The organism is Flavobacterium azizsancarii, from assembly GCF_027980145.1.
In the GTDB taxonomy this organism is placed as follows: Bacteria; Bacteroidota; Bacteroidia; order Flavobacteriales; family Flavobacteriaceae; genus Flavobacterium; species Flavobacterium azizsancarii.
On the sequence record NZ_JAMZNK010000067.1, the window covers coordinates 1 to 23,837 of the forward strand.

Sequence of the window (23,837 nt, forward strand, 5' to 3'; positions counted from 1 at the left end):
GCTTAAAAACTGGCTGCATAATCATTGATTTTAGTACTTAAATATAAGAAAAATCAATGTGTAAAACAAAAAAAAACTGCCCGAAATTACTTTTCGGACAGCCTCTTTTTTATTGTTTTTTTTAAATGATTTATTTAGCTGTTTTAACTTTATAAATAGCATCAACCATACCGTCACGAGGCGTATCCAAAGGAAGTTCCCAGAACATGATTCCGCCCAGTTTTTTAGCTTTGGCATATTCAGCTTTTGCTTTTATAGAAGTTAAGTTGTCTCCCGTTGCAAATGTTTTTTCTTTCTCATTGTACCAGTAAGCAGCTTTAGCTTTATCATCCCAGAAATATTTCCAGCCATTTGCTTCTGTATAAGTGTCTGCAAAGCTTTTGAAAGAAACACCCTGAATGTGTTCTCCTGCCTGATATAAACCATTGTTTACGTTTTCTACATTCTTCCAGGTTCTGGTATAAAATGCACCGCCAATAACTAATTTTTCAGCAGGAATCCCTTGCTTTAATAAAAATTCAACAGCTCTGTCTGTCGATTCTTCTTTAGGATTTGTACTGTACAAAGGAGTATGATGTCCTGTAACCGTAGAATATCCGTTTACTAAATCGTAGCTCATAATGTTGATACGATTTACTAGTGGAGCAACAGCTTTCCAGTCAACAGATTCATCTAAATATTTTTGGAAGCCTCCTGCAGCAAAACTCAATTCATATTTTTTGCCTAAAGTAGAACGTAAAATTTTGATCAATTCTGTAAAGTTAGGTTTGTCAGCAGCTTGGTATAAATGTCCTGGCAGTCCCTCAATTGCCGGATATTCCCAATCTAAATCTAAACCATCCACTTTAAAATAATTGCTTACTTCCTTTACTGATTTAGCAAAAGTCAATCTTCCTTCAGCTGTAGAAAATGCCGCTGAACAAGGCTCACAACCTGCCCAACCACCAAGCGAAAGAAGAATTTTAAGCTGTGGATTAGATGCTTTCAAAGAAACTAAATGTTTAATTGTAGTTGAATCTTTAGGAGAATCAACGCTTAGTTTTCCGTCTTTTAAGTGACAAAAACTAAAGATAATCTGATCTAACTTGTTTACTTCGTAATCGTTAATGAGTTTATCATCGCCTGTATAATAAGCAATGATGTCCATCTTTTTGTTTTTTTGTGCAAATGTACTTGACGTAAAGCTGCACAATAAAATCAGGGCAATCAGGTTAATTTGTTTCATTTTATGTTTTTTAAAGTTTTTAGAATGCTAAATATAGAACTTTTCGAATGAAATATGAACTAAATTGGCAAACAGTCTTAAGCTGATTTGTTACGTTTCTGGTTGCAAAAATCAAGTTTATTGTGTTTAAATAGGATTTTTTTTTCTTTTTGACTAAATTTACAATACATCTCTATATAGATTATCAAAGTTATTTTTATAATAAAAAAAAACTCCTTTATCTGAATCTAAGATTCAGAACAACTTTTGATAATAAGTGACAAACAATTTTACCATGAATAAAACTAAAAGCTCAAGTGTCTTTCAAACCAATTTTACAAAATCAGTTGCATTACCCAGTTTAGCTATAATTATTGCAATATCATTATTTTGTGTTTTTTTTTCGAAGGATACAGAGCAGGCACTTAATATTGTAAAAGAAATAATATTCAAGAATTTAAGCTGGCTTTATGTATTGCTGGTGACAGTTTTTGTGCTGTTTTTGATCACATTGGCAATAAGTAAATTTGGTAAGATTAAATTAGGTGCAGACGATTCAGAGCCTGAATATTCTTTTTTTTCCTGGGTAGCGATGCTTTTTGCCGCCGGAATGGGAATTGGTTTGATGTATTTTGGGGTAGGAGAAACTATGTCACATTATGCAACGCCGGCCAATGCTAATTTAGCAGATAATTTACGGGCAAAAGAAGCGCAATTGTATACCTTTTTTCATTGGGGTTTTCATGCTTGGTCGATATATGGGGTAGTTGGGCTGTCACTGGCGTATTTTGCTTATAGACATAATTTGCCTCTTGCAATCCGAAGCGGATTTTACCCGATTTTAAAAAATAGAATTCACGGAAAGTTTGGGAATATTGTTGATGTTTTTGGTTTGTGCAGTACCTTTTTTGGAATCGCTACGACGCTTGGTTTTGGCGTTGTTCAATTAAGTGCAGGATTATTAAGTCTTCATATAATACCTGAATCCAGTTTTAATTATCAGATTATTATAGTTTTGGTAGTGATGGTAATTGCAGTTTCTTCTGCTATTTCTGGTTTAGGAAAAGGGGTTAAGAAATTAAGTGAATTAAACATTATTATGGCCGTTTTGTTAATGTTGTTTATACTTGTTTTTGGGCCAACGATATACATTTTAAGTACATTTACTGAAGGTTTGGGACATTATATAAGTCATTTTATTTCGCTTACTTTTAATACGTATGCTTATGAAAAAGGAAGCCAGGAATGGTTTTCAAAGTGGACTATTCTATATTGGGCCTGGTGGATTTCATGGGCGCCTTATGTTGGATTATTTATTGCAAAAATTTCTAAAGGAAGAACTATAAGGGAGTTTATTCTGGCTGTATTATTTATTCCAGCTTTTTTTAATTTTCTATGGATGACCGTTTTTGGAAGTAGTGCGGTATGGATTGATGAACATATAGCACATGGAGCTTTGAGCGAGTTTGCTAAAAATCCGGATACATTATTATTTAATTTCTTTACCTATTTTCCCTTTACTACCTTTTTGAATATCTTGTCGATTTTGATTATTTGTGTGTTTTTTATCACGTCAGCAGATTCTGGAATTTTTATAATGAATGGTATTGCATCAAAAGGAGCCGTAAGTTTTCCGAAGTGGCAAAGTGTCTTTTGGGGTGTTTTATTATCGCTTTTATCGCTAAGTTTATTACATTCCGGAGGTTTGGCTTCTTTGCAGACAATGACATTGATTACTGCTTTGCCTTTTGGAATTATTATGGCGTTATTATGTTATAATTTGTGGAAAGCATTGGTTGTTGATAGTGAATATAGTGAGAAAAAATATTCACACGGAAGCCTAAATTGGAACAATAGCAATTGGAAAGAACATTTAGAAAAGATTGTAACGGTTTCTAAAAAGAAAGACATTCATAAATTTCTAAATGAAACGGTGAAAAAGGCTTTTGAAGAATTATTGGTGGAATTAGCGAAGAATAATATTGAAGCTCATATAAATACTTTTTCTTCGCCACAACAAGCTATTGAGTTAGAGATAAAATACGATCAATTGCGAAATTTTAAATATGGTGTAATGGCGCAACCTCAAACTGTTTCTGAAACATTACTGAACGAGAAAAATACTCCTGATATAGATAAGGAATTTGTTTTTGAACCGATTACTTATTTTGGAGACCACCGTAAAGGATATGATATTCAATACTTGACTAAGGATGGAATTATATCAGATGTTTTAAGAGAATACGAACGTTTTCTAAATCTTAGTTCCGAGGGCGATCACGATTTAATTATGAAACCTAATAGTTAATTGTAAAAAAAATCTGACTGTACGTGTTTTAAACTATGTTAGTTATATAAGATAACGTAAGTATTGTGTTTTAATAAGCTGTGCAACTTATAATTATTTGTATAAGAAAATACAAGTGGTGTACTTTAAATATAAATTTAGGTGGGGTTATATAATGACGTAATAAAAGATAAACAGCATTCTCATTTTTTAAGTGAACTTATATAACTTATCTGGTAAAATACTTTAAGGTTAAAAATAAAAAAATAAACCCGCACTGTTTCGGATAAGTGCGGGTTTAAACAAATTAAAAGCTAAAAACTATTTTTATATTAGAAGCAGTATTCGTTTTCTGCAACTAATTTATTGGTAATTGTTTCTCTCAATGCCACTACATTTGGCATATTAGTGTATTTTGTAAAACGACGTAATCCCATTAACATCATACGTTGTTCGTCACCTTCGGCAAAAGAAATAATTCCTTCTTTTCCTTTTTGAGTTACAATATCTACTGCTTTATACAAGTACAATTTTGCCATAGCAATTTGCTCTTGTACTTTATCTTCACCTTGATTTTTAGCTAATTTTTCAGTTCTAAGAATAGTACTTTCAGCCATATAGATTTCGATTAAGATATCAGAAGCAGCCATTAATAACTGTTGGTGAGCATCTAAATCCGGACCATATTTTTGAACTGCACTTCCTGCAACCATTAAGAAAACTTTTTTCAGGTTGGCAACAATCGCTTTTTCTTCAGCAAATAATTCAGAGAAATCAGGAGTGTCAAAAGATGGGATACCCATTAATTCTTCAGAAACTTTCATCGCAGGTCCTAATAAATCAACATGACCTTTCATTGCCTTTTTGATTAACATTCCCACAGAAAGCATTCTGTTAATTTCATTTGTACCTTCGTAAATACGGGCAATACGAGCGTCTCTCCAGGCACTTTCCATTGGAGTATCTTCTGAGAATCCCATTCCACCAAAAATCTGAATTCCTTCGTCAGCACAATTCTGAACATCTTCAGAAACAGCAACCTTAAGGATAGAACATTCGATAGCATATTCTTCAACACCTTTTAGTTCAGCTTCCTGATGAGTTGTTCCTTCAGCTTCACGTGCGATAATTCTGTCTTCGATATTTTTTGCTGCACGGTAAGAAGCACTTTCACCTGCGTAAGCGCTTGTAGCCATTTCTGCTAATTTATAGCGGATAGCTCCAAAGCTTGAAATTGGTGTGTTGAATTGGATTCTTTCATTAGCATATTTTACAGCTCCGGAAGTTACTCTTCTTTGAGCATCAAGACATGCTGCTGCTAATTTAATACGACCAACGTTCAAAGCGTTCATTGCAATTTTGAAACCGTTTCCTCTTTCAGACAACATGTTTTCAACAGGAACTTTCGTATCGTTGAAGAAAACCTGACGTGTAGATGAAGCACGGATTCCTAATTTATGCTCTTCTTCATTCATAGAAATTCCGTTATCAGCAGTATTTTCTACGATGAAACCTGTAATATTTTTATCATCTCCAATACGGGCAAAAACGATGAAAACGCTACAGAAACCTGCATTCGAAATCCACATTTTTTGTCCTGTAATAGAGTAGTATTTTCCGTCTTCAGATAAAACAGCTTTCGTTTTTCCTGAGTTTGCATCAGAACCTGCACCTGGCTCAGTCAAACAATAAGCTCCAAACCATTCGCCTGTAGCCAATTTAGGAACGTATTTTTTCTTTTGTTCTTCAGTACCATAAAGTGTAATTGGCATAGTTCCAATTCCTGTATGAGCACCAAAAGCAGTAGAGAAAGATCCTGTAGCGCCAGAAATGTAATCGCAAACTAACATTGTAGATACAAATCCCATTCCTAATCCGCCGTATTCTTCAGGAACAGCAACTCCTAGAAGTCCCAGTTCACCAGCTTTACGCATGCTTTCTTCTGTAAAGGCGTAATCTTTTTTCTCAAAACGATTTTTGTTAGGCCAAATTTCTTTGTCTACAAACTCCTTTACAGAGTCACGCATCATTAATTGCTCTTCCGAAAAATCTTCTGGTGTAAAGATATCTTCGCATTTTGTTTCTTTAACTAAAAACTGACCACCACGGGTTACGTTTTTTTCGATTGTATCTGCCATTTTTATTTTTTTTAGAGAAAAGAAAATAGAATAAAGAGAATAGATTTTAGACTGAACGTTATTTTAATCCGTTTTGGAAGCCCATTGTCATTCTTTGAAATTCTTCTATTTTAATTTCTAATTGGTTAAATTGTGTTTCGTTTATATGTTTTCTATACTTTGCAATTAATAATTGTGTTATTAATTCAAATGAAGAACCTAGAGAAATATCTAAAAAATGACTGAAAGATTTATCAGTTCTTGATGAACCTTCAGCTATATTACTAGGCATTGAAACAGAACATCTGCTTATTTGTGAACTTAAATCATACCTTTCATGTTTCGGAAAGTCTAGCAATAAATCTGAAATATCATTAGCAATTGAAATTCCCATTTGCCAAATCTTCAAATTCTTATAATTATGTCTCATGTTTTTTGACCAAGATAAGAAACTAAGAACTTAAAAGTAAGTTTTTTATTACTTTTAATAAATCTTTATTCTTGTCTCTTTCATTTAAAAAACATCTATCTCTTTATTCTATACTCTATTTTCTATTCTCTTCTTAAAGAACCTCGTAAATCCCTGCAGAACCTTGTCCAGTTCCCACACACATAGAAACGATTCCGTATTTATTACCTCTTCGTTTCATCTCGTCGAATAACTGAACTGAAAGTTTAGCTCCGGTACAACCCAGAGGGTGACCTAAAGCAATAGCTCCACCGTTTACGTTTACGATATCAGGATTTAAGCCTAACTCACGGATTACAGCCAAAGATTGAGAAGCAAAAGCCTCGTTTAATTCAACTAAGTCAATATCTTTCAACTCTAAACCAGCTTGTTTCAACGCCTTTGGAATTGCTTTTACAGGACCAATACCCATGATTCTTGGTTCAACACCAGAAGAAGCAAAGTTTACCAGTCTTGCAATAGGCTCAAGGTTTAATTCTTTTACCATATCCTCGCTCATGATTAAAACAAAAGCGGCACCATCACTCATTTGAGAAGAGTTACCGGCAGTTACACTTCCGTCAGCAGCAAAAACCGGTCTTAGTCCTGACAATGCAGCAACAGAAGTTCCGGCACGTGGACCTTCGTCTTGTTTTACAACGTATGATTTAGTTTCTTTTTTACCATTTTCATTAACGAAAGTCTGCTCAACAGTAATAGGAACGATTTGTTTATCGAATTTCCCTTCAGCTTGCGCTTTCAAGGCTTTCATATGAGAGTTATAAGCAAACTCATCCTGATCTTCTCTGGATATTTTATATTGATTGGCAACCGCTTCAGCAGTTAAACCCATTCCCCAGTAATAATCTTCGTGACCTGCAGCAGCAACTTTATAATCCGGAGTTGGTTTGTAACCTCCCATCGGAATAAAACTCATACTTTCTGCACCACCGGCGATGATACAATCTGCCATTCCTGATTGGATTTTTGCAGTTGCCATTCCGATAGTTTCAAGTCCAGATGCGCAATAACGGTTTACGGTTACACCAGGAACATCTTCCACTTTTAATCCCATAAGAGATATCAAACGTCCAACGTTCAAACCTTGTTCTGCTTCCGGCATGGCATTTCCTACCATCACGTCATCGATACGTTTTTTGTCAAAATCAGGCAATTCAGCCATCATAAACTGAATGGTTTCTGCAGCTAATTCATCAGGTCTTTTAAATCTAAAAACCCCTTTTGGTGCTTTTCCTACCGCAGTACGGTAAGCTTTTACTATATATGCTGTTTTCATTTGTTTTCTTTTTTAAGATTATAGAAAATAGAGTATAGAAAATAGACTGTTACTTGGTCTCAAAATCTATATTCTTTTTTCTTTGTTCTATTTTTTAAGAGTATAGAAGATAGAGTATAGAGAATAGACTTTACCAAGTCTGAAATCTATATTCTATTCTCTTTGTTCTATTTTCTTTGTTCTATTCTCTAATTTCTAAGTGGTTTTCCTTTTGTCAACATGTACTGAATTCTCTCTAAAGTCTTACGTTCTGTACATAAACTCAAGAAAGCTTCACGTTCGATATCTAATAAATATTGTTCAGATACTAAAGTCGCTTCAGATAAATCACCACCAGCCATTACGTAAGCCAATTTGTTAGCGATTTTTTTATCGTGCTCAGAAATGTATTTTCCAGCTTCCATTTGATCTGTTCCAACTAAGAACATCCCAAGAGCTTGTTTTCCTAAAACCTTAACATCAGTTCTTCTGATAGGTTGTGTATAACCAGCTTCAGCCATTAATAATGCATGTTTTTTAGCTTCAGCAATCTGACGATCTTTGTTTACTACTACAATATCTTTACCGTGTTGTAAAAGTCCATTGTCAAAAGCTTCGTAAGCAGAAGTTGACACTTTTGCCATAGCGATAGTTAAGAAATACTCTTGAAGGACATTCAATTCCACATCATTTTTATGGAATAAGTCAGAAGCTCTCAAAGCCATTTCTTTAGATCCACCACCACCAGGAAGTACACCAACACCAAACTCAACCAATCCCATGTAAGTTTCTGCAGCAGCAACCACTTTATCAGCGTGTAAGCTCATTTCGCATCCACCGCCAAAAGTCATTCCGTGAGGTGCTACTACAACGGGAATTCCAGAGTAACGAACGCGCATCATTGTGTCCTGGAACATTTTGATTGCCATGTTCAACTCGTCGTATTCCTGCTCAACTGCCATCATGAAAATCATTCCGATATTTGCCCCAACAGAGAAATTCGCTGCCTGGTTTCCAATAACTAAACCTTGATATTCTTTTTCAGATAAGTCGATTGCTTTATTGATAGCAGCAAGTACGTCGCCGCCAATTGTATTCATTTTTGATTGGAATTCTAAGTTCAAAATTCCATCTCCAAGATCTTGGATAATTGCACCACTATTGCTCCAAACTTTTTTGCTTTCGCGAATGTTGTTCAGGATAATGAATGAATCTTGTCCCGGAACTTTAGTTTGTGATTTTGTTGGAATGTTATAGAAATAAGTTGCTCCTTCTTTTACAGAGTAGAAACTTTCGCTTCCGGAAGCTAACATTTCGTTTACCCATGCAGCTGGCTCTAAACCTTCTGCTTTCATGATTTCGATTCCGTTTGCAACACCTATGGCGTCCCAAATTTCAAATGGACCATTTTCCCATCCAAAACCGGCTTTCATCGCATCATCAATTTTATATAATTCGTCTGAGATTTCAGGAATTCTGTTCGATACATAAGCAAACATTCCGGCAAAGCTTTTACGGTAAAATTCTCCCGCTTTGTCTTTTCCTTTTACCAAAACTTTAAAACGGTTGATAGGTTTATCAATAGTTTTTGTAAGTTCAAGTGTAGCGAAGTTTGCTTTTTTAGCAGCACGATATTCTAAAGTATCTAAGTCCAGCGTAAGAATATCTTTGTCTACTTTTTTGTAGAAACCTTGTCCTGTTTTACTTCCTAACCAATTGTTCTCCATCATTTTTGTGATGAAATCAGGAAGTTTAAACAATTCGTGTTGTTCGTCTGTCGGGCAGTTCTCATAAATACCATTGGCAACGTGTACCAAAGTATCCAATCCAACAACGTCAACCGTACGGAAAGTAGCTGATTTTGGACGACCAATTACAGGACCAGTCAATTTATCAACTTCTTCGATCGTTAATCCCATTTCTTTTACCAAGTGGAATAAACTCTGAATCCCGTAAATACCAATTCTGTTTCCAATAAACGCCGGAGTATCTTTAGCAACAACAGAAGTTTTTCCTAAAAATTTAGATCCGTATTCGTTTAAGAAATCCAATACTTCAGTAGAAGTTTTTGGACCAGGAATAATTTCAAATAACTTTAAGTAACGCGCAGGGTTAAAAAAGTGAGTTCCGCAAAAGTGTTGTTGAAAATCTTCGCTTCTTCCTTCGCTCATAAAATGAATTGGAATACCAGAAGTGTTCGAAGTAACCAAAGTTCCTGGTTTACGGAATTTCTCGATTTGTTCGAATACTAGTTTCTTAATATCCAAACGCTCTACTACAACCTCAATAATCCAGTCTACAGTAGCAATTTTTGCTATATCATCAGTAGTATTTCCAGTCGTAATTCTGTTTGCGAATTTTTGACTGTAAATAGGGGATGGTTTCGATTTTAATGAATTCGCCAAGTGCTCGTTTACAACTCGGTTGCGAACAACTTTACTTTCAAGCGTTAATCCTTTTTTAGTTTCAGCTTCTGTCAACTCGCGTGGTACGATGTCAAGCAGTAAAACTTCAACACCAATATTGGCAAAATGACAAGCTATTCCTGAACCCATAATTCCGGATCCAATTACAGCAACTTTTTTAATTGTGCGTTTCATATTTGTTAATTTTATTTCTATTGGTCAAATATGTTATCGCCTTTTTATTATTTGGAAAAAAAAATAATGTGGGCGATTTCATAGAGTTAATATTTTGTTTTTTATTTGAATTTGAAATAGACCTTTATAAAAAATATTCTAGTCTATTCTTTTTCTAATTTTTCTGTTTGATTAAATATGTTTTTGTCCTGAATTAATTCATTGATGATTTCAGAAACTTCAATAAAATGTTTCAGTTTTTCATCAGAAACATGTTTTCTAATTGTTTCATTAAATTTCAGAACCGTATTTTTAGATAAATCTCTTTTTTCTTTTCCAAACTCGGTTAGGTATATCAAAACACCGCGGCCATCTGTTGGGTTTTTTTTGCGAACAATAAGACCTTTATCTTCCATCGATTTTAGTGTTCTTGTCAGGCTTGTAGCTTCCATTCCCATTCTTGGTCCTAAAGCGGTAGACGGAGTTCCTTCTTCTTTGTCAATACTCAAAAGTGCAAATCCGGTGGCCATTGTAGCATCGTATTTCGCAGCTTCTTCATTGTACATTCTTGATACAGCCTGCCAGGTAGCTCTTAAAATATAATCTATTGTTTTCTCTTTCATATGTAACTATATCGATTTCAAATATAATCAAAAAATACTATGCATGCATATTAATTTATGATAAATTTTTGGTTAGTAAAAAAATATCTCTGATTTAGAGCGGTTTATGGTTTAATTTTAATTGAAATATACTATTCTTTTTTGAGATTTTAACAAATTTTATGCTGTAAAAATCGTTTTATGGTTTTAAATTATGATTTAATTCTGCATTTTGTAAAAAATCATGAGTTTAATTCAGTATTATTTTCAGGCTGATATCGTGAAAATGCTTTCTCGAGGGTCTTTTTCATACGATTTCGTAAGTTTTCAGGCTTCAAAACTTCGATTCCGTCACCAAAGCCCAATAGAATACGCTCCATTTCGTAATTAGGAGAAATCAACAAATGCACGATAATACTTTTGTCCTCATTTTCCTTAATTAATCTTTGAGTATTGTGCAAAGGTTTGGTTAAAACATAAGGTGCGTTTATAGCGTCTATCCAAAGTTCGATTTTTCTGGGCTGCAAACCTGTGTTTACAGTCACACCAATTACATTTTTATAAAAGAGTTCCGCATCAAAATCTTCTTCTAAATAAGGAAGATTAAAATCATAATCTATCGCTATAATCCTGTCCAAAGCCAAATTACTAATGGGCTGAGAACCTTTTTTCTTTCCTATCAAAAACCACCTGTTATTGAATTCCTTTAAGATAAAAGGATGAAAATGAAATTTGCTTTCCTCTCGCGATTTAAAAGACTTATACGTAATCACCAAAACAATCTTCTTGATAATTGCCTGATATACTTCATCCAGATAATGCAAACCTTTTAATCCTTCATTTTTATCCAGATAAATAACCGGTTTGGTATGCGATTTCTCAGAATAGATTTTATCTTCTAAACGCTGCAGAATATCCGATACGTCGCTAAACAAAGAGAAATCCTTAAACTGTTTCAGCATCGAAACCGTTTCTGTCAAAACATTCATATCCGTTTCCGTCAGCGGAATATCAGTTATCGTAAATTCTTCGTCTTCATATTTATAATACTTTTTATCGTAAACTACGATTGGCGCATTATAACCCAGTTTTTCACTTCGCATTAGCTGAATATCCATTTGGATTGTTCGTTTGCTAATTGGGTTTTCGCGGCCTTCATATTCAAACAAAGCTTCAGAACAGCATTCTATTAAATCGTCTAAAGTCCATTGTCTGTATTTATTCTGCAGGCATTTGTCAATGGTTTTGTACCGTATTAGGGCATTTTTGTTTTGTGACATAATTTTTGTTTTTTTTGCCGCAAAGGCTCTAAGACACTAAGTTTTTTTAATGCCACAGATTAAAAGATTAAAAGGATAAAAATCTCCTAAATCTGCGTGAAACAAAACTTTGCGTTATTTTATTAAATTTTTTTATTCCAATTTTCTCGTTCCTATTATCGTAGAGACGCACAGCAGTGCGTCTAACACATCGTAACCACAATTAATTCCTCTCAGCAAACCTGACAGGTTTTTTAAACCTGTCAGGTTTAACAACGGGAATATCTACGTCAATAATAAAATTTCCTTTTCAATATTGAATCGCGCTTTCTCTTCATATAAATCCCTAAAATCTTCCGTCTGAAAAATAAATTCATTCTCCAGAAAATGTTTCAAAGCTTTCGCTCTTCCGGGTTTGTAGAGGAAATCAGGATAAATACTATATTCTTTTCTGATTTGTTCAAAATAGATTTTATACTCTTCCCAATCGCGGGCGAGAATTTTCAAATCAAAATCTATTAACCAATTAATGTCCTCAATTATATTGTGCTGATGTTGTTGCGTCGCACAAATTGCATCAAAAACCAATTGTTTATCCAGTTGGATATTTTCGGGTAAAATAGACAAAGTAAATTCAGCACTTTTAAGTTCATTGTCTTTTTTACTGCTCTTATAAATGTAATCGTGATAGAAAATAGAGAATAATACTTCGTTTGGCAATTTGAGTTTGTCAAAGTAGGTTTCATAACATTCGATCATATCTTCTAAATGCTTTAGATTATGATAATGTCTTGATTTATTGGAATAAGCCTTTTCTAAATCAGTCCAATTCTGTTGAATTTCATTTGCTGAAAAGCCAATATTTGTGAGTAATTCAGAATAAATTTTCTGTAAATTCATATGTTTTTTTGTTTAATCTTCTGTTAAGTCTACGGGAGCGTAATATTTATAGACAATTATATTTCGAGTTGTAATTAGCTCCACCGGAGCAATATGTTTATAGCTAATTTCACATTGTTCGGCATTAAGCTACATCGGAGCGAAATATGCAGAGCAATTTATTAGAAGAGAATCAAAAGCTCCAGCGGTGCGATACTTCGGCTTTTATGTTTTATCAATAAAATATGTCACCCTGCTGGGGTTCTTGAAATGCTTTTGGAAAATTGCTATAAATATTTCGTCCCTCTGGGACTTTATTGGTTTTATTAAATCTAAAAAAATCCATAAATGTGCCGTCCTTAATAGGGCTTACACGATTTTGCTAAATAAATATGTATTCAAATATAAAATTCTTTTTTTACTGCGCAAAATAATTGCGTAGTAGTTCTGAAATCTTTGTAATGTCAAAACGAAAGACCTTGTAGCTTAAAAGGAAAAGCCTATAGAAAAATTACTGACTATAGAGTTTGCGGATATTCCGGTTAGACCCGAGCGGACTAATGGGTAGAATTTACAGAAGCACCGAAATCGTTAGGGAAAGTAGGGAAGCGTATTTAGAGCCGCAATGCCCGAAAGGGAATATGAGTTCGAATCTCATCAGGGTCACAAAAAAGAATTTTATACTGCGCAGAATAATTGCGCAGTAGTTTTGAAATCTTTGCTTAAGAAATAAAAACAAGTTCATTGAAATAAAAAATTGGGTTAACAAGGTCAAGTTTAAGTTACTTCTAAAACTTTCCAACGTACTACTTACACCATTACCGGTTAACACAATTTAAAATGAAGCGGTAGCTCAGCGGTTAGAGCAGGTAGTTTTGTAATTATCCAAAAAAGGTCAATCAAAACTTACTTCGTACACTTTTAATGTCCGGGTCGTGGGTTCGAATCCCATCTGCTTCACAATTAATGGTCAATTAAAACTTACTTCAGAACACGGCTAATTTCGGTTCGAATCCGAACAAAGTTTTAAAATCATCATTAATAAAAAAAAAACGAGGGTCAAGATTAACTTACTTCTTAGGGGAAACCCATCTGATAAAACAGTTCATCAATTACACTCCAATTTCAGGTCAAGTGTCTCTTACTTCAAATCTTTTTGGTAGAATCAGAAACACCATTATCTAAATTTTAAAAAATAAAAAAATGAAAACACAAGAATTATTAAAAATCAGTTTGCGTCAAAACGCTATTTTCATTCCATCAGCGATGATCGCGAATGATATTAAAAAATTATCAGGATCAACATCGGTTTTAGTAGCCAATGTTTCGAAACTTGGATTTACATTTTCTGAATCGTTATTACACGCTTTAAATAATATAAACCCAAATTATAAAATAGAAGTTTTAGACGTTCTAAAGGAAGTTTTAGGAACAGATAAAAACTGGACACCTTTGGTAAAAGAATGGCATATTCCAACCGGAGAAACTGTTTTGGATCATGTTGCAACTTTTTTTGCCAACGTTTTTAAAACGAATAACGGAACAACTTTGCAATGCGGACATATTATCCCAAACAATACTTTTCCTTTAGAACGATACAATGGTTGCCCATTCTGCGGAACTCCGTTTGAATTTGGTAAAATCGAAAATTACGGACAAGGAAGTAAATTAAAAGTATTGGATTTATGGACAGAAACAGAATTAGAAGATTTCTATAAATCGTTATTACAATCTAAAACCGCTCTTGACGCTACACAAGCAGATAGTTTAAAAATCGCATTAAAATATTTGCCTTTGCCAAAAACAGATATTGCCATCAAAGAAACTTTGATTTTGGTAATCGATGTTTTAATCGAAGAAGGTAAGTCCGAAAAGGCTTCTCAGTATTTTAAATCTCCAACCGATATCCTAAGATATTTATGGTTCAAGAATACAGGATTGCTGCAAATTATCGAGCCAAAAACGATTATCAAAAGAACATCAAAAAATGCCCAGCATTTTGTTGGTTTCTTAGATGCGAGTGCGCAATCTAAAATCGCAGCGACAAAAGAGTTGAAACTTAAATATTCCCGAAAAGAATGTTTAATGGTGGCCAATTGGTTGAATAATCTGGGTATGGATGTGGAGACAATCTGCGAAATCATGCACCCAAAAAGAGGAATCTGGGTTCGTTTTATCAGAGCGTTACGTTTGGCAGAATACAGTAAAAGAAAAGGCTTTGAAAAATTGGCTTTTTTGATGGATGTGTTTTACAATCAGGTGTACGATGTTTGGCAAAGCAAAGTAAACACATCAAGATTGAAATTTGATGCTGATAAAACATTTGCATTATTAAAACAACGTCCGGGATTGTTTGCACGTTCTTTATTCTCGAATATGCTTTGGTTTGGTGCAGACGAAACTGTGGCGCATTTTACAGAAATTATCGATAAAGTTCCGGCAAGATTGGTATTTACATTAAACATGTATGCTCAAAATTATTTTGATAAAAACATGCAAAGAAGCGTGAAACCTTTGGGCGGAACAAACAAACGAATTGCACCAAATGGTTTATTGAATTTGTACGACGACGCGCAATTAGAAGCGATGAAAAATCAAATCGAAGAGTTGTGTTTATTGGCCATGAAAAAGAGATTTGCAGCAATTGCAAACCCGAATAAAACGATCTATATCGATTCGCAATTGTTTAATATGCCAGTTTCTATAGGAGATCGAAGCGAGACTGTTCAGGATTTACCGGTTGCCTTAATGGGAACACGTTTCCCGATTGAAGGTAACGAAGTGCGGTTGTTCATGCAATGGGGTAAAGACTTGCCTGCACAACACCTGGATATGGATTTGAGCTGTCATATAGCCTACGAAGATAAAGCAGATATCTGTTCGTACAGCCGATTGGAAACAACAGGTTGTCAACATAGCGGTGATATCAGAAGTATTCCGGCTAAAATTGGAACGGCAGAATACATCAACATCAACATTGATGACTTGGCGAAAGCCAACGCCAAATTTGTAACTTTTACCTGCAATGCTTTTAGCAACGGAAGTATCACGCCAAATCTTATTGTAGGTTGGATGAATAGTAAACACCCAATGAAAATCTCCGAAAAAACCGGAGTTGCATACGATCCGTCTTGTGTAGATCATCAGGTTCGTGTGACGCAAAATGTTGCCAAAGGTTTGGTTTTTGGAGTGTTGGATGTTGCCAAAAGAGAAATCGTTTGGTTAGAGATGACCTTTGGAGGGCAAGTTGTGCAAGGTTTGGATTTTAAAGGAGTTCAGGCAATGTTGGCAAAACTAAGCAGCAAATTGAATATTGGTAGTTTGTTACAACTCAAAGCAGAAGCCCAGGGTTTAACCATCACCGAAGATCAAAATGCCGATGAGATTTACGATGCAAAATGGGCGATAAATGCTGCGGCAGTTACGCAATTATTAATTGATTAGAGAAAAGGTTCAGAGGTGCAAAGGGACAAAGGTTCAAAGGTTTTTTGTAGAGGCGCACTGCAGTGCGTCTTCACAAAGTTTTTGTTTCACGCAGATTTAAAAAGATCTCAGCAGATGAGGCAGATTATTTATAAAAATCTTTTTTAGATCTGCTCAAATCTGTAAAATCTGTGTGAAATAAAAAGTACGCAAAATAACTGCGCACTAATGTAAAACCTTTGCACCTATGAACCTATGGAACTTTGCCCCTTAAAAATAAAAAATCATGAATACACAAATAAACGGTACAGATATAATTGAATTAGGATTCCCGGAAGGAAAAGCAATCGGAATCGCATTAAGAATAAACAGTAAAAGACACGGGTTGAAACGTGATGAAATGATGACTAATTTCAAGAATGTTTTAGCAACTCCGGAAAATTATATAGATGACGCTATTTTTAGCAAACTGGCAATTGCTTTGATCGAAAAAGCAAATGAAAAACCGGAAGATTTCATTCCTTTAAACCAAAACCCGAATGCTTATTCGGCTTACGGATTAGAAGGTATCGAAGACGGAGCCAGAAAACAAATGGAAGTTGCCATGCAATTGCCCGTTACCGTTGCAGGAGCTTTAATGCCTGATGCGCATCAAGGTTACGGATTGCCGATAGGCGGAGTTTTAGCCACTAAAAATGCTATTATTCCGTATGGTGTTGGTGTTGATATTGGTTGTCGAATGGCTTTATCGGTTTATGATATTGCAGAGGATTTTTACTTTGAAAATGAAGCCAAATTCAAAAAAGAATTAGTTGCTAATTCGGTTTTTGGAGCCGGACACGGATTTCAGGGTCAATATAAATCAGATCATGCGGTTTTAGAAAACGATGCTTTTAATATGACTCCGTTTGTGAAACATTTAAAAGATAAAGCCTGGTCGCAATTAGGATCTTCAGGTGGTGGAAATCACTTTGTCGAATTCGGAATCATGGAATTTGCAAAAGACGATGCGGTTTTGAATATCCCGAAAGGTAAATATGTTGCTTTGTTAACACACTCAGGTTCACGCGGAATGGGCGCAACGATTGCCGGACATTATACAAAAATGGCAAAAGATGTTTGTAAACTTCCGGAAGTCGCTAAAAATTTAGCATATCTTGATATGAACTCACAATTGGGTCAGGAATACTGGATGGCGATGAATTTGGCGGGAGATTACGCATCGGCTTGTCATGAGATCATCCATAACAAAATGGAACGCGCTTTAGGAGCAACTATTTTAGCCAAAGTCGAAAACCACCATAATTTTGCCTGGAAAGAAATCTGGAACGGCGAGGAAGTAATCGTACATAGAAAAGGAGCAACCCCAGCCGGAAAAGGCGTTATGGGAATCATTCCGGGAAGTATGACCGCACCGGGATTTTTGGTGAGAGGAAAAGGCGAGGAGAACGCTATAAACTCGGCTTCGCACGGAGCAGGAAGACAAATGAGCCGAACAAAAGCCATAAAAAGCATCACCAAAACCGAGATGCAAACTATCTTGAGAGATCACGGCGTTACGCTTATTGGTGCAGGTCTTGACGAAGCCCCAATGGCGTATAAAGATATCAATCAGGTGATGGAAGCACAACAGGATTTGGTTGATGTCGTAGCGAAGTTCACTCCAAAATTGGTAAGAATGGCGGATGACGGAAGTCGGGAAGACTAATTTTTTAGTGGTCAGTCTCGGTCACAGTTTTCAGTGTAGAGGCGCATTGCAGAGAAGCTAATACTTTGTAGTAATTTTAACCGCAAAGATCGCAATTCCAATAGTTATTGGGATACGCAAAGTGAGCAAATAATTTTTCACGCAGATTTAAAAAGATTCCGGCAGATTTAAATTAGATTTTTTTAGAATAATTTGCGAACATCTGCTTAAATCTTTTTAAATCTGCGTGAAACAAGAAACTTTGCGCCTTTGCCGTTTAAAAACAAACAAACATGGAAATACTAAACAGAGATTTTGAAATACTCACAGATTACATCCTGACTTTTCATTTTTATAAATATCTCAATATCGATCTAATCGAAGATTGGGCGATCGAACTAATCAATTCAGGTTATGAGAGTGAAGCTATTTATAACTTGGCTTGTTTCTATAAGCCAATTGATTGTGATGAAGTTCGGCCTTATCTCGAAGCCGTGCTCTCAGAATTGAACCTAACGACAAAAAATAAAGTGGAATCTCAAAAAAGTCATATAAGATATTTTCTAAATAAAGTAGTAAAGTATGATGATGTGAGAGGCAACCTGAAAAGAATGCTGTATTTGTATTGCGACTTTACTGTAGACCAAGACATAATCGATTTATATGTTCTTGATGATGCTTGGAATGATTTGATAGTAGGTAAAGTGAATTGGTATTATAAAGATGTTACTCTGGATACTGTCGAACAACAAGTTATAGTAACAGCCCAAAAATGGCTTTATGAGAATTAAAAGGTTCAAAGGACAGAGTTACAAAGGCTCAAAGGTTTTTCCTCATTTTGTGTCATTTCGACAGAGGAGACTCGAGCGACAGCGAACAGGCAAAGCAAATCTCATCAAGTGACTCGACAAAGATTAGCAATTCACGTTGCGGAATTTCTAGTGCGATTTCTCCTCTGTCGAAATGACAAACTTTTTGTAAAAAACTTTGCGGCTCCGAGTCATTGCGAGATTAAAAACACACCAAAAATAAAAAACTTTGTGTCTTAGCGCCTTCGTGGCAAAACAAACCAAGTAAAAAACTGTGTGCCTTAGCGCCTTAGTGGCAAAATAAAAATAGCGCCTTTAGTGGCAAAAAACAAAAAAAATGAAACAATATATAGACATAGGAATTAATTTAACTAATAAACAATTCCAAAACGACATAGACGATGTCATACAAAACGCTTTAGATGCCGATGTATCGCAAATGATACTTACCGGAACAAGCGTAAAAAACAGCGAAGCTTCTGCTCAAATAGCAAAAGGATATCCTGGAATATTATATGCCACGGCAGGAATTCACCCGCATGATGCGAAGAGTTTTGATGCGCAAAGCATCTCGAAACTAAGAAATTTATTAAAACAGAAACACGTAGTTTCAGTAGGTGAGTGCGGACTGGATTTTGATCGTGACTTTTCGCCCAGAAACATGCAGGAAACCTGTTACAAAGCCCAATTAGAATTGGCGATCGAAGTTCAAAAACCTTTGTTTTTGCACGAAAGAGCGGCTTTTAATAAGTTTATGGAGATGACAAAAGACTATTTACCACAATTGCCAAAAGCCGTCGTACACTGTTTTACAGGAAGTTTGCAAGAAGCCAAAACCTATCTCGATACCGGATTCTACCTTGGCTTTACCGGAGCAATATCCGACAGTAAACGATTTGAGCATTTAAAAGAAGTGATACAATATGTACCGCTGGACCGAATGATGATCGAAACAGATGCGCCATTTATGCTGCCGAAAAACGTACCAAACAATCTCCTGAAAAAATACCACGAACGCCGTTGTGAACCTGCTTTTCTGCCTTTTGTTGCAGCAACAGTTGCACAGTTTAAAGGAATTTCAGGAATTATAGTCGCGGAGGAAACGTCGAAAAATGCTAAAGACTTTTTTGGAATCTAGCGTTTTCTAACAGGTTTCAAAAACCTGTTAGGTATTGTTGTTAGGATTTTATTTGTTGGCTTTTAAATCAGGTATATTTACTGAGTTTAAAGGCTTTTTGTTTATTTATATTTGAAACCAATCATGAAAGAAAAAATACTTCAAAAATTAAAAGAAATAGAAATACAGAAAAATGTAGAAATACTTTTTGCTGTAGAATCAGGAAGTCGCGCCTGGGGATTTGCTTCTCCGGACAGCGATTATGATATCCGTTTTATATACAAACACGAACCCGATTATTACTTATCGCTTTGGGAAAAACCAGACGTAATCGAATTCATGACCGATGATGATCTTGACGGTTCTGGTTGGGATTTACGGAAAGCCGTAAAGTTATTAGCAAAATCTAACGCACCTTTGATCGAGTGGTTGTTTTCGCCTGTAGTGTATTATGCAAATAATGATTTTGCAAAACAAATGCAGGACTTAGCCGTAGAATGTTTTTCGCCAATAGCGGTTTTACATCACTATTTAGGAACGACAAAAAATTTCATGGATGTTTGCGAAATGGAAGAAGTAAAACTAAAAAGTTATTTCTACGCCTTAAGAACTGCTTTAGCTGGAAAATGGATTATAGAAAATAATACTTTTCCACCCGTTGCTTTTGCTGATTTATTGCAAATCGCCCCACAAAACATACAAGAAAAAATAATAGAATTACAAGAAATAAAAGCCAACCAAGACGAAAAGTATTTGCACCCAAAAGAAGTTTTAATAACTGATTTTTTATTGGAAACAGTGAAGTTTAATCAGGACAATGCGAGTAAGGTGGGAAGTAGTAAAAAGTTGAATGAGGAGTTGGATCTGTTTTTTAGAAAAATGATAAATAATTAAAAATAAAAGTTTATGAAATTACGTCCAGAAGAGGTTTCTTTAAAAGAAATTATGATTGATCCATTCAATCCTAGATTTACAACTAACAAAACATTTGACCAAGAAACATTAATTAATCATATGTTGATATCTAAAGAATCAAAAGAACTATTGAATAGTATGCGAGAAGATATTAAATGGGTTAATCGAATTGTGATACAAAAAATTGCGAATCATGATAAATCAACTATTCTTGAGTCTAAAAAGGGAGAATTTAATTTTGTGGTTGTTGAAGGAAATACGAGAATTGCATGCTTAAAATCAAGCAAAATTGAAGGATATGATCTTGATACAGTAATTCCAGTATTAATTGCTGAAAGAGAAAAAGATGAATCCAAAGAAGAATTTAGTAAACAAGTTAGAATAACACAGGGGATTGCAAATGTTACAGTTGTAAAAGAATGGAGTCCTGTTGCTAAAGCTAAACATTTAAATGCATTATTTACTGACTATATTACTAATTCCAAAGCTCAAGATGTATATAAAAAGATTTCATCAGAATTAGGGTTAAATATTAAAGATGTTAGAGATTCAATTATTAGATATAAAATATTTTCAAGAATTGAATATATTGCTGAGCCAATACCTGATGAAAATTGGGGTTACTTGGAAGCTTTCGACAAAAATTCAAATGTGAGAAGTTTGCTAGGTTTAAATCCAGAAAATCTAGAGTTTGACGAAAACGAAGACGAATATTTTGAGGAGATACTTGGTGACATACCTGCGTTAGTAAAACAAGCTCTAAATCAAGGTTTGAATACAAAGCAATTTAGAGATGTAATAAATGACAATGCAAAGAAAATTAAAACGAGTGAAGATTTTAATCATTTTATAAAAGATATATTAGATCAAAATACGGATACTAGTCTTGTCAGTTTAAAAAATAATCTAAAAATAACATCAGATAAAGAACAATGGGCAACGGATTTAAAATTAGTTAATGATAAAATATCATCTTTTCCAAGTGTAGCAGATTGGTCAAAAGATTATTTGGATATCTTAAAACAAATAAGTACAAAAGTTATAAGACATATTAATATTATTGAGATGTCAGATGAATAATTTGTTTTCTACTAAAAACATTCTAAACTTATTGATTTCATATCATTGGGATAATTCAAAGAGAATTGATGAAGTTTTACTTGAAGTATTTTATCTTAATTTTACAGAATATGATTTAGAAGAAGCTTGTGAAAAATATTGTGATTGTACTACTCAATATTTTAAGAGATTGATAAATTGTATAGAAAATGTTAATGAGGAGAATTCGTTTAAAAAAATTGAAATTTTTGATGAATATGATGGATATTATGTTAAAAAGGTTTCTAGTGATGTTTTAGTAACATTAAAGTATAAAGAAGTTTGTTCTATATTTGAAGAAATTGAGAAAAGAAAAAATAAAGGGACTTTGTACGAACATTTCTGTAAATTATTTATTTCTGATTTAGGCATTGATACTGAGGTTACTAGGAATTCAAATGATAAAGGAATCGATATATTAGGGAATTATACAGTTAATTTTTCTAAAAACATTACAAAATTAATTTTTAGTGATGATATTTATTTGTTGATTCAAACTAAATTTTATAATAAATCAATTGATACTCCTGTAATAAGAAAATTAGTAGGAGATTCTCTATTTATCAGATTTGATGAACTTGAATATTTTAAGATTAGGCATAATGCTTTTCATTTGATTGTCTTCAGTCATAAAGGATTTACTCAACCTGCACTTGAATTTGCAAAAAAAAATAAAGTAATGACTTTTGATTCTATGCAAATTGCGCATATAATTTCTGAAGATTTAAATAATGATTGGAAGTGTCTTAATTTGTTTAGTCCCTAAATTATTTTTAATATTTGATTGAAATGAAATTTTAACAATGACAATCCAAACCCTAAAATCCCAAAACCTAATCGTTTTCGAAGTAATCTCGGGAAGTAAATCTTTTGGGTTAAACACACCAACATCAGATACTGATATCAAAGGCGTTTATTATCTGCCAAAAGAAAAGTTTTTTGGGTTAGATTATATTCCGCAGATAAGTAATGAAACCAATGATGAGGTTTATTATGAAATTGGTCGTTTTATAGAATTGCTGATAAAAAATAATCCTAATATTTTGGAAATTTTGGCTTCGCCGGAAGATTGTATTTTGTACAAACATCCGTTGATGGAGAAATTGAAGATAGAAGATTTTCTGTCTAAATTGTGCAAAGATTCTTTTGCGGGATATGCCGTAACGCAAATCAAAAAGGCGAGAGGTTTAAACAAGAAAATCGTAAACCCAATGCCAAAGGAAAAGAAAAGTCTTTTGGATTTTTGTTATGTTTTGAAAGGTTACGAAACTGTTGCTGCAAATAGTTTTTTAGCAGAAAATAATTTAAAACAGGAACAATGCGGTTTGGTTAATTTGCCTAATTCAAAAGGAATGTTTGCATTGTTTTATGATGATGATAAAAGCTTAGGCTACAAAGGAATTATTCAAAAAGAAAATTCTAATGAAGTTTCGCTTTCATCAATTCCTAAAAACGAAAAGTTGATCGGTTATTTGTCGTGCAATCAGGATGGATATTCTAAGTATTGCAAAGAATATAATGAATATTGGTCATGGATTGAGAAACGAAACGAAGATCGTTACAACACGAATCAACAACACGGAAAAAATTACGACAGCAAAAACATGATGCATACGATCAGGCTTTTGCAAACTGCGGAACAAATTTTGTCAACAGGAAAACTAAATATAAGAGTTTCCAATCGGGAAGAATTATTAGACATAAAAGCCGGAAATAAAGAATACGATGATTTACTTGAAATGGCAGATAACTTAATCGCTTCAATCGAAAATCATTATCAAACATCGACTTTGCCTGAAAAACCAGATGAAGAAAAAGTAATTCAAACTTTGATTAAAATTCGTGAAGAATTATACCAATAAAAAAATGCGCAACTCCCGTTGCGCATTTTATATATAAAGAAAAAGAAAACCTTATCTCCCTTTCATCAACTTTTCTAAATACTCAACCTTTTCTTTTTCAGCCTGAACCAAACGTTTGTGAAGCTCCACAACTCTATCAAGAGGATTTACGTAAGTGGTACTTGTTGGGTATTTCGGTCGGACCGTGCCACCCATTTCGGTTGAAATGGTGCCACTTTGAAAGAGATTACAATAATACAAAAAAGTTTATTCAGTTTAAAAATTTGCTTTTCTCA

17 protein-coding genes, 1 tRNA gene and 1 pseudogene are annotated in these 23,837 nt (G+C 34.3%); 10 read left to right on the forward strand and 9 right to left on the reverse strand.

The window, feature by feature from the left end; all coding sequences use genetic code 11:
• Positions 1 to 130: 130 nt before the first annotated feature.
• On the reverse strand, positions 131 to 1,225 hold the full coding sequence (locus tag NJT12_RS23180) for a glycoside hydrolase family 18 protein (RefSeq protein WP_271338488.1): 1,095 nt from the start codon (positions 1,223 to 1,225) through the stop codon (positions 131 to 133).
• A 274-nt stretch (positions 1,226 to 1,499) separates the two neighbouring features.
• Here NJT12_RS23180 and NJT12_RS23185 point away from each other — a divergent pair, with 274 nt between their 5' ends.
• Positions 1,500 to 3,512 (forward strand): BCCT family transporter, encoded by a 2,013-nt coding sequence (locus NJT12_RS23185; RefSeq protein WP_271338489.1) that lies wholly within the window; start codon positions 1,500 to 1,502, stop codon positions 3,510 to 3,512.
• A gap of 311 nt (positions 3,513 to 3,823) precedes the next feature.
• Here the strand turns inward: NJT12_RS23185 and NJT12_RS23190 are convergent, their stop codons facing one another.
• The 7 genes from NJT12_RS23190 to NJT12_RS23220 all read right to left on the reverse strand — a co-directional run bounded on the left by NJT12_RS23190 (position 3,824) and on the right by NJT12_RS23220 (position 12,672).
• On the reverse strand, positions 3,824 to 5,629 hold the full coding sequence (locus tag NJT12_RS23190; RefSeq protein WP_271338490.1) for an acyl-CoA dehydrogenase family protein: 1,806 nt from the start codon (positions 5,627 to 5,629) through the stop codon (positions 3,824 to 3,826).
• A gap of 58 nt (positions 5,630 to 5,687) precedes the next feature.
• A complete protein-coding gene (locus NJT12_RS23195; RefSeq protein ID WP_271338491.1) occupies positions 5,688 to 6,038 on the reverse strand; it encodes a four helix bundle protein in 351 nt (116 codons plus the stop codon).
• 133 nt (positions 6,039 to 6,171) lie between these two features.
• Positions 6,172 to 7,353 (reverse strand): acetyl-CoA C-acyltransferase, encoded by a 1,182-nt coding sequence (locus NJT12_RS23200; RefSeq protein ID WP_271338492.1) that lies wholly within the window; start codon positions 7,351 to 7,353, stop codon positions 6,172 to 6,174.
• A gap of 188 nt (positions 7,354 to 7,541) precedes the next feature.
• Positions 7,542 to 9,932, reverse strand: coding sequence for a 3-hydroxyacyl-CoA dehydrogenase/enoyl-CoA hydratase family protein (locus NJT12_RS23205; protein ID WP_271338493.1), 2,391 nt, complete (start codon positions 9,930 to 9,932; stop codon positions 7,542 to 7,544).
• A 143-nt stretch (positions 9,933 to 10,075) separates the two neighbouring features.
• Entirely contained in the window at positions 10,076 to 10,534 is a 459-nt protein-coding gene (locus tag NJT12_RS23210) for a MarR family winged helix-turn-helix transcriptional regulator (protein ID WP_194615770.1), read from the reverse strand.
• Between the two features lie 221 nt (positions 10,535 to 10,755).
• On the reverse strand, positions 10,756 to 11,793 hold the full coding sequence (locus tag NJT12_RS23215; protein ID WP_271338494.1) for a helix-turn-helix transcriptional regulator: 1,038 nt from the start codon (positions 11,791 to 11,793) through the stop codon (positions 10,756 to 10,758).
• 264 nt (positions 11,794 to 12,057) lie between these two features.
• Complete coding sequence (locus tag NJT12_RS23220) at positions 12,058 to 12,672, reverse strand: HD domain-containing protein (protein ID WP_271338495.1); 615 nt, start codon at positions 12,670 to 12,672, stop codon at positions 12,058 to 12,060.
• Between the two features lie 821 nt (positions 12,673 to 13,493).
• Between NJT12_RS23220 and NJT12_RS23225 the strand changes: the two genes are divergently transcribed.
• The 9 genes from NJT12_RS23225 to NJT12_RS23265 all read left to right on the forward strand — a co-directional run bounded on the left by NJT12_RS23225 (position 13,494) and on the right by NJT12_RS23265 (position 23,562).
• Positions 13,494 to 13,611: transfer RNA gene (locus NJT12_RS23225), tRNA-OTHER, on the forward strand.
• Positions 13,612 to 13,854: 243 nt separating this feature from the next.
• On the forward strand, positions 13,855 to 16,095 hold the full coding sequence (locus NJT12_RS23230) for a hypothetical protein (protein WP_271338496.1): 2,241 nt from the start codon (positions 13,855 to 13,857) through the stop codon (positions 16,093 to 16,095).
• A gap of 265 nt (positions 16,096 to 16,360) precedes the next feature.
• Entirely contained in the window at positions 16,361 to 17,782 is a 1,422-nt protein-coding gene (locus NJT12_RS23235) for an RtcB family protein (RefSeq protein ID WP_271338497.1), read from the forward strand.
• Between the two features lie 272 nt (positions 17,783 to 18,054).
• Complete coding sequence (locus NJT12_RS23240; protein WP_271338498.1) at positions 18,055 to 18,552, forward strand: hypothetical protein; 498 nt, start codon at positions 18,055 to 18,057, stop codon at positions 18,550 to 18,552.
• 355 nt (positions 18,553 to 18,907) lie between these two features.
• Complete coding sequence (locus NJT12_RS23245) at positions 18,908 to 19,708, forward strand: TatD family hydrolase (RefSeq protein WP_271338499.1); 801 nt, start codon at positions 18,908 to 18,910, stop codon at positions 19,706 to 19,708.
• 123 nt (positions 19,709 to 19,831) lie between these two features.
• Positions 19,832 to 20,581 carry a nucleotidyltransferase domain-containing protein gene (locus NJT12_RS23250; protein ID WP_271338500.1) on the forward strand — a complete coding sequence of 250 codons (750 nt, stop codon included), beginning with the start codon at positions 19,832 to 19,834 and terminating at the stop codon, positions 20,579 to 20,581.
• A 12-nt stretch (positions 20,582 to 20,593) separates the two neighbouring features.
• Positions 20,594 to 21,682: a hypothetical protein gene (locus NJT12_RS23255; RefSeq protein ID WP_271338501.1), complete on the forward strand. Its 1,089-nt coding sequence runs from the start codon at positions 20,594 to 20,596 to the stop codon at positions 21,680 to 21,682.
• Positions 21,683 to 21,713: 31 nt separating this feature from the next.
• A complete protein-coding gene (locus NJT12_RS23260) occupies positions 21,714 to 22,466 on the forward strand; it encodes a restriction endonuclease (protein ID WP_271338502.1) in 753 nt (250 codons plus the stop codon).
• A 37-nt stretch (positions 22,467 to 22,503) separates the two neighbouring features.
• Entirely contained in the window at positions 22,504 to 23,562 is a 1,059-nt protein-coding gene (locus NJT12_RS23265) for a nucleotidyltransferase domain-containing protein (RefSeq protein ID WP_271338503.1), read from the forward strand.
• A 51-nt stretch (positions 23,563 to 23,613) separates the two neighbouring features.
• Here NJT12_RS23265 and NJT12_RS23270 read toward each other — a convergent pair.
• A pseudogene (locus NJT12_RS23270) lies at positions 23,614 to 23,709 on the reverse strand (transcriptional regulator); the annotation flags it as partial.
• Positions 23,710 to 23,837 lie beyond the last annotated feature (128 nt).